Source organism: Clostridium sp. N3C (assembly GCF_900095445.1).
In the GTDB taxonomy this organism is placed as follows: domain Bacteria; phylum Bacillota; class Clostridia; order Clostridiales; family Clostridiaceae; genus Clostridium_AU.
In genome coordinates this window covers 1-8,039 of record NZ_FMJL01000069.1, presented here as the reverse complement: position 1 = coordinate 8,039, position 8,039 = coordinate 1, and the positions used below count along the sequence as shown (strand labels likewise).

Annotated in this window: 11 protein-coding genes; 5 read left to right on the top strand and 6 right to left on the bottom strand. The window is 31.0% G+C overall.

Annotated elements, in window-relative coordinates; all coding sequences use genetic code 11:
- The 6 genes from N3C_RS13835 to dnaA all read right to left on the bottom strand — a co-directional run.
- The coding region (locus tag N3C_RS13835) for an ATP-binding protein (RefSeq protein WP_178377839.1) at positions 1–611 on the bottom strand (611 nt) is incomplete at its 3' end.
- Between the two features lie 45 nt (positions 612–656).
- Positions 657–920 (bottom strand): extracellular matrix regulator RemB, encoded by a 264-nt coding sequence (remB, locus tag N3C_RS13830; protein ID WP_074366599.1) that lies wholly within the window; start codon positions 918–920, stop codon positions 657–659.
- A gap of 13 nt (positions 921–933) precedes the next feature.
- Positions 934–2,019: a DNA replication/repair protein RecF gene (recF, locus tag N3C_RS13825; RefSeq protein WP_074366598.1), complete on the bottom strand. Its 1,086-nt coding sequence runs from the start codon at positions 2,017–2,019 to the stop codon at positions 934–936.
- A 104-nt stretch (positions 2,020–2,123) separates the two neighbouring features.
- Entirely contained in the window at positions 2,124–2,333 is a 210-nt protein-coding gene (gene yaaA / locus N3C_RS13820; RefSeq protein WP_074366597.1) for a S4 domain-containing protein YaaA, read from the bottom strand.
- A gap of 78 nt (positions 2,334–2,411) precedes the next feature.
- Positions 2,412–3,515 carry a DNA polymerase III subunit beta gene (dnaN, locus tag N3C_RS13815; RefSeq protein ID WP_074366596.1) on the bottom strand — a complete coding sequence of 368 codons (1,104 nt, stop codon included), beginning with the start codon at positions 3,513–3,515 and terminating at the stop codon, positions 2,412–2,414.
- A gap of 282 nt (positions 3,516–3,797) precedes the next feature.
- A complete protein-coding gene (gene dnaA, locus N3C_RS13810) occupies positions 3,798–5,153 on the bottom strand; it encodes a chromosomal replication initiator protein DnaA (RefSeq protein WP_074366595.1) in 1,356 nt (451 codons plus the stop codon).
- Between the two features lie 530 nt (positions 5,154–5,683).
- Between dnaA and rpmH the strand changes: the two genes are divergently transcribed.
- From rpmH to jag, 5 genes are read left to right on the top strand one after another with little or no spacing between them, the layout of a single operon-like run.
- Positions 5,684–5,818 (top strand): 50S ribosomal protein L34, encoded by a 135-nt coding sequence (gene rpmH / locus N3C_RS13805; RefSeq protein WP_074366594.1) that lies wholly within the window; start codon positions 5,684–5,686, stop codon positions 5,816–5,818.
- A 58-nt stretch (positions 5,819–5,876) separates the two neighbouring features.
- Entirely contained in the window at positions 5,877–6,254 is a 378-nt protein-coding gene (gene rnpA / locus N3C_RS13800; protein ID WP_074366593.1) for a ribonuclease P protein component, read from the top strand.
- Positions 6,226–6,435, top strand: a complete 210-nt coding sequence (yidD, locus tag N3C_RS13795; protein ID WP_074366592.1) for a membrane protein insertion efficiency factor YidD — start codon at positions 6,226–6,228, stop codon at positions 6,433–6,435. The genes rnpA and yidD overlap by 29 nt, the downstream gene beginning before the upstream one ends.
- A gap of 19 nt (positions 6,436–6,454) precedes the next feature.
- Positions 6,455–7,210: a YidC/Oxa1 family membrane protein insertase gene (locus N3C_RS13790; RefSeq protein ID WP_074366591.1), complete on the top strand. Its 756-nt coding sequence runs from the start codon at positions 6,455–6,457 to the stop codon at positions 7,208–7,210.
- 37 nt (positions 7,211–7,247) lie between these two features.
- Complete coding sequence (gene jag, locus N3C_RS13785) at positions 7,248–7,874, top strand: RNA-binding cell elongation regulator Jag/EloR (RefSeq protein WP_074366590.1); 627 nt, start codon at positions 7,248–7,250, stop codon at positions 7,872–7,874.
- The last annotated feature ends 165 nt before the right edge of the window (positions 7,875–8,039 follow it).

The following is an 8,039-nucleotide window of genomic DNA, read 5'->3' as shown; positions in this document are numbered from 1 at the left end:
CTTATACCTTTATTTAAAAAAGCTAATTCTCTAAGTCTTTGAACTAATGTATCGTAATCATATTCAACTTCATCAAATATTTCTGGATCTGGTTTAAAGTAAACGGTAGTTCCGTGATCATCAGTGTCACCAATTCTTTTAAATTCACTAACTACCTTTCCCCTACTATAGCTCTGTGTCCAGATTCCTCCCTCTCTCATAACGGTTACAGTACATTTCTCTGATAAAGCATTTACAACAGAGGCACCTACACCGTGAAGACCTCCAGAAACCTTATAGCCTCCACCACCAAACTTTCCACCGGCATGAAGTATTGTCATTATAACTTCTACTGTAGACTTACCCATCTTAGGATGTATTCCTACAGGCATCCCCCTACCGTTATCTTGTACAGTTATAGAATTATCTTGATGAATGGTTACCGAAATATGGTTGCAGTTCCCTGAAAGTGCTTCATCTATACTATTATCAACTATTTCATAAACTAAATGATGAAGTCCTCTAGAACCTGTACTTCCAATGTACATACCAGGTCTTTTTCTAACAGCCTCTAAACCTTCTAAAACCTGTATTTGACTTTCATCATAAGCTTGTTTTCCCTGATCAAACATGGACATCCTCCTCGTATTATAGATACCAAAGCTTTTTATCTGCTTCTATTCTTCTTCCAAATATTTATCCATCCTCTTACACAAAGTTAAAGATGATATAGGTGATAAAAAAATCTTGCTCTTCTTATTTACCTCTGCTATGACAAAGGACTTTGGCATTTTGTTTGTTATCTTTTCCACAAAACCATCTTCTTCAGCTAACCTCAAAAATTGTGATGTATCTGATCCGTAAACTGAGGCTTCCATATCGAATATAGCTATAATATCCTTAACTGGAACCACAACATTTTCACCAAGATGCAAAAACATAATAAATCCTCCCTTAACTTCCTACACTGCCATCCTTAACGTAAAAAATGGATGCCTTATCGTTTATATATAGTTTTATATCTTCAATTCCTGTACAAGTTATTATGGTCTGCACATCGGATATTGAGTTTAACACATACTTTTGCCTTTTAAAATCTAATTCGGATAAAACATCGTCCAATAGCAATATAGGATGTTCGCCCGTAACCTCTTTGATTATTTTTAAAGATGCAAACTTAATAGTTAAAACTGAAGTTCGTTGTTGGCCTTGAGAGCCAAAATTTCTAGTATCAATGCCATTAATACTTATATAAAAATCATCTCTATGAGGTCCTATTGATGTGCTGTTTTTATAAATATCACTTGCTCTATTTTTCTTCAAAAGTTCAAGCAAATCCATTTTTATATTATCAAAAGATTTTAACTGACATAAGTATCCAAATTCTACATCTTCTTTGTTAGAAGTTATCTCTTTATGAATACTCTTCCCATAATTATTAAGCTGACTTATATACCACATTCTTCGTTTTATGACATATTCACCAAAAGTAGCCAATTGATCATCATATATATCTAATATGGATTGATCTACCTGTTTTCCTTTTAAAATAGTATTTCTCTCCATTAAGACCTTATTATATTGTACCAAATTATAATAATATTTTCTATCCAATTGGCATAATTCCATGTTAAGAAATCTCCTTCTATGTCCTGGAGATTCCTTAACAATTTTTAAATCTTCTGGAGAAAACATAACAACATTGCAAACTCCCATTAGTTCAGATATTTTTCTGATTTTTATAGAGTTTATATTTATTGCTTTTTTTCCTTCCTTTAAGATTTTAATTTCAATTTTCTTATCTATTGGTTCTCTATCAATATACAGTTTTATATAGGCCTCATTCTCATTCCACTTAATAACTTCCTTGTCTCTGTTTGTTCTATGAGAGCGGCCAAAACTGCAGTAATATATACTTTCAAGTATATTAGTTTTCCCCTGGGCGTTATCGCCTATAAAAATATTAACATTTTCATTTAATTCTAAAAACAACTTTTTATAGTTTCTGTAATTTAATAATTGTAAATACTTAACATGCATTCAAAACACCTGTTCATTCTGCTTTTATCTATCTCTTTATTGTTCCTATTTAAGTTATAAGTTTTATCTAAAAGAACCCATGTATATTATATCACAATATATTTTTATTGAATTACCTTAAATTCTTCATTTTGAATTTCAACTATGTCACCATTTCTGAGCTTTCTACCTCTTCTAAGCTCCACTTCACCATTGACCTTTACATTTCCATCTAAAATAAAGATCTTAGCATCGGAACCACGGTCTACAATTCCACACCACTTTAAAAAGGAATCCAATTTTATAAATTCAGTACTGATTTTTACTTCTTTCATTTTCTAGGAACTCTTGTAGTTCCTTCCCTCCTTTGTTATATTATTGACCATTTTTAATTAATGATTTCAGCTTATGTTTTAGTTATTACGTAATCTAACTGGAAGAACGAGATAAATACAATCATCCTTCTCTTTATTTTTTATAACACATGGGCTTACCGCACTAGAAAATTCCATTTCAATTTCTTCCTCTTCCATTATCTTAAGCACGTCTATAAGATATTTTGAGTTAAATGCAATTTCCAAAGGTTGACCTTGCAAAATAATAGTTAATTCTTCCTTAACCTTTCCCAATTGAGAATTGGAGGTTATTATTAGATTGTCTTCCTGAATATTCAATTTTATAAGGTTAGTATTTCCTTCTTTAGCTAATAAAGATGCTCTCTCAATACAGTTTAACAACTCATTTCTTTTTGCTGTAATTTTTAAATTGTATTCTTCAGGAATAATTGATGAATATTTAATAAATTCACCTTCTAGCAATCTTGATATAACCTTTGTGTTACCTAGGTTAAATAGGATATGATTTGTTGTAAAAGTAATATTGGTTATTTCTTCACTATCATCTAAGATCTTTGAAATTTCATTTAAGGTTTTTCCAGGAATCACTGAACTAATAGTATTGTTAGTGTTTATATATTCCCTTTTTAAAGCAAGTCTATAACCATCTAAAGCTACCATATTGAGATTGCCATCTTTAACTTCAAAAAGTACTCCTGTTAGTATAGGTCTAGTTTCATCTTGAGCAATAGCAAAAATAGTTCCCTTTATCATATTTTTTAATACACCTTGAGGTACATTAAATATCATATTCTCATTGATTGTTGGTAAAGTTGGATAGTCCTTAGCGTCCATATGCATTAGTGAAAACTTAGATTTCTGACAATATATATCTAATGTGTTGTTTTCTAATGTTGTTATCTCAACCATATCATTAGGCAACTTTCTAATAATTTCACCAAATAACTTTGCATCTACTACTACACTTCCTGGTGTTAAGCATTCAATTTCACATTTTGTTTCTATACTTAAGTCTGTATCAGAACCGATAATAGTTAAATTATTTCCTTCTGCTTTAATAAGTAATCCTTCTAAAACCGGCATAGTAGATTTTCCAGTTACAGCTTTTTGAGCTATTGATATAGCTTCTTGAAGAATATTTTTTTTACAAATAAATTTCATAAAAAGTACCTCCTTAATCTAAATTGTTGATTAATTTATACACAGGTCTATTGTTATCTTTACATAGGATAGGTATATATAATTAATCAGTAGTAGTAGTAGTAGGGCCTGTGGATATGTGGATAAATACTTCTAGCTATTGATAATACACAAAAAAATGAACATAATAAATTGTGGATAAGATAGGATGAATATTTGCTACTTATCCACATTGTTCTTTTAAAATTATATCATATTTAAGTTATCCACAAACAATTATAAAGAATTATAAACAACTGTTAATTAATCTTGAGTGATCTTTTTCGTTAAATCATTAATAGCATTTTGAAGGCTTTCATCTTTTTGCAAGCTTTCTGATATTTTTTCATAAGCATGTATTACAGTTGTATGATCTCTACCGCCAAATTCTTCACCTATCTTAGGTAAAGACATATCAGTAAGTTTTCTAGATAAGTACATTGCTATCTGTCTAGGAAAGGCTACATTGCGAGTTCTTCTTTGAGATTTAAGATCTTCCACTCGTAGATTGTAGTAAGCAGCAACAGTTTCTTGTATATATTCTACAGTTATCTGTTTTGATTTTTTATTAGATATAATATCTTTAAGTGCCTCTGAAGCTAAATCTACGCTAATTTCCCTATTGGTTAGTGATGAATAAGCAACTATTCTTATAAGAGCACCCTCTAATTCTCTGATATTTGATTTTATTTGAGAGGCTATATAAACCATAACCTCATTAGGAATATCCAGCTTTTCAACATCTGCCTTCTTTTTTAAGATTGCTATTCTAGTTTCAAAGTCTGGTGGTTGAATATCTGCGATTAGTCCCCATTCAAATCTGGACCGAAGTCTATCTTCTAAAGTAGGAATTTCCTTAGGAGGACGATCACTAGATAAAATTATTTGCTTGTTTGCTTCATGCAAGGCGTTAAAGGTATGGAAAAACTCTTCTTGAGTTCGTTCTTTTCCAGCTATGAATTGAATATCATCTATAAGTAGAACGTCGACATTTCTATATTTATTTCTAAATTCTATATTAGAATCATCCTTTATAGAATTAATTAATTCATTAGTAAACTTTTCAGAAGATACATAAACAACTTTAGCCTTAGGATTAGATTGCAATATAAAATGTCCAATTGCATGCATTAAGTGCGTTTTACCTAGACCAACTCCTCCGTATATAAAAAGAGGATTGTAAGCTTTAGCAGGGGATTCTGCTACAGCTAAGGAGGCCGCATGAGCAAATCTATTACTATTACCTATAACGAAAGAATCAAAGGTGTATTTTGGATTTAGAGTTGAAATCATTTCGTCAGTTGCTTGCACATTTTTCTTTGTTTCAGATTCAGATGAATTTTCAGCTTTTTCAGTGGTTACAGCTTCCTCTGAGGCGATTATAAACTCTACATTATAACGTTTTGTTGAAATGAGCTTTATGGCATTGATCAATAATTCCTTATAGCGAGTATCTAGAATTTCCTTTGTAAAGTCATTTGGTACTCCTAATTTAATTGTATCCTCTGTCATAGATATAGGAATGGCACTTTTGATCCATGTATTAAAACTTACTTCTGTAAGCTCGCCTTTGATTATATTCAATGTTTTTTCCCATAAATCATTTAATTGGGCGCTCATTTTTTTATCCTCCAGTCTTAAAATATTAAAAAATATATTCACAACTTTATCAACAAGTACAAGCTGCCTGTTTAAATTTGTTGACAAATGTATATAAAGTTATTCACATGTTAATAAAAATTGTGGATAATTCCTTTATTCACATGTGGACAAAAAAATTAATAACATTGTTCAAGCATGCATAATCGCAGTAAATAAGCCAAAAATAGAAAGTATAAGAGAAGTTATACAGAGATAATGAACAAGTTATCCACAAAATTATCAACAAGTGTGGATAACTTGTTCGACAAATAATTTATCAACATGTTTATATTAATAATAGCAAAACAATAGGGGCTGTTCAAGAAGTTATCCACAAAAAAGTGGATAAAGCAATAAAGTTATCAACATTTTGTGGAGAAATTATGACAATATGTTTTCTTGACAGAAATAAGAGCAATAGATATAATTATATGGTAAAACTATTAATAAGTTAAATTGGTAGTAAGTAAATTGCTATAAACACCAGCAATAAAGGGGGTGTAGTTAGGATGTTCATGACATATCAACCAAAAAAGAAGCAAAGAAAGAGAGAGCACGGATTCAGAAAAAGAATGAGTACTCTATCTGGAAGACATGTTCTTAAGAGAAGAAGACAAAAAGGTAGAAAAAGATTGACAGCATAAGGGCCGCTTTTTGTGGCCTTTTTCTGTAATTGCAGTAAATGGGGTGACGTGAATTTTAATGAAGATTCAGAGGTTGCGAAAGAATACAGAGTTCAGGTTAGTGTATAGAAGAGGAAAATCTTTTTCTACAGATATATTAGTCTTGTACATATTTAAAAATAACAGGAATACAGTAGATGGTCAGGAAATAAATAGAGTAGGGATATCTGTAAGTAAAAAAGTAGGAAAAAGTGTAGTAAGAAGTAGAGTAAAGAGATTAATAAGTGAAAGCTATAGGTTGAATTGCGAAAATATAAGTAAAAAATATGACCTGGTTTTTGTTGCAAGAACGGCAGCAAAGGATAAGAGCTATTGGGAAATTGAAGCAGCTATGAAAAAGCTATTCAAGAAAGCAGGTCTATACCAAAATGAGAAAAATACTAATAACCCTAATTAGATTTTATAGAAAATATATATCTCCTTTAAAAAAGCCAAGTTGTAGGTTTTATCCAACTTGCTCTCAATATGCCCTAGAGGCTATTGAAAAGTACGGAGCCTTTAAGGGGAGCCTTATGGCCATAAGAAGAATATTAAAATGTCATCCTTATAATAAAGGAGGATATGATCCCGTAAAATAACTTTCAGGAGGTTAGCTAGGTGATAGCAAATATATTAACTACAATATTTGAATATATAAAAGGGTTCGTTGAAATCTTTGGATTATCCGCGGGATATACATATGGTTTCTCAATCATACTATTTACCTTAATAATTAAGGTATTATTACTTCCTATAAATATTAAGCAGGCTAAGTCTCAAGCTAAAATGCAAGAAATTCAGCCTAAATTGCAGGAAATTCAAAATAAATATAAAAATGATCCTCAAAAACAACAGGCAGAATTGGCAAAGCTTTATCAAGAATCAGGTGCAAGTCCATTAGGTGGATGTTTACCATTGTTGATTCAGATGCCAATATTTATTGCAATGTACGCTTTGATTAGAGAGTTAGGACCGGAATTAAAAGGCTTAAGATTTACCCCCTTAATTCCTGATTTAGGTGCAAGTGGGAACATACTATTGACAATTATATATGCATTATCCTCATATTTCTCAATGACTATAATGATGCCTAAAGATAACCCTCAGGCAAAAACTATGGGTACAACTAATTTGGTAATGACTGTTTTTTCTGCTTTTATAACATATAGTGTAGCAGCAGGATTAGGTGTTTATTTGATTACTAGTAGCGTTTTTGCTATTTTGCAAAACCTATTTATGAAGAAAATGGGATATTCAGCTAACAGTAAAAAAGATGATGGTGTACAAAACAGTAAAGATGTATTAAAAGAAACAAACAGTAAGAGTTTTACGCCAAAGGGGAAAGGAAGTAGTAAAAAGAAAGGTAAAAAATAAAATACCTTTTAATATTAAAAAGGTGGGTGCGTAGGGTATGAAAATTATTGAAATGACCGGCAAGACCGTGGAAGATGCTTTAAAAGCTGCCTTATCAGAATTAAATGTAACAGAAGATAGGGTTGAAGTAGAAGTACTAGATGAAGGAAGTAAAGGACTTTTTAAGCTTATTGGTGCAAAACCAGCTAGAATAAAGGTCAAGGTTAAAAAAGACTATATTTATGAAGCAAAAACTTTTTTAAGAGATGTATTAAATTCCATGGGAGTAAAGGCTGAGATAAGGATTAAGGAAGAAGACGATGTACTAAAGATTAATCTTGTAGGACCGGATATGGGAATAATAATTGGCTACAGAGGAGAAACTTTAGATTCCCTTCAATATCTTGTTAGCTTAGTGGTTAATAAAGATCAAGATGATGAATATAAGAGGGTTTTACTTGATACTGAAAATTATAGAGCTAAGAGAGAGGAAACATTAAAAAGACTTGCTAATAAAACCGCTTATAAGGTTAGGAAAACCGGTAGAAGTTTCAAGCTTGAACCTATGAATCCATATGAAAGAAGAATAATACATTCAGCCCTTCAAAATGATCAATATGTTGAAACCTTTAGCGAAGGTGAGGAGCCTTATAGAAGAGTAGTAATTAATTTAAAGAAAGCCTAACCAGGCTTTCTTTTTAACTCTATAGGAAATTATATATTTAAGAAATTGTGGATAAGTTCGATAAATTACCTATAGGAGTATTAAATTGGGTGATTATTTCTATGAGTAAGATAACTATTAAAAGTATACTTGAAGATAAATTTGAAGAATTTTGGGAAAAACTTT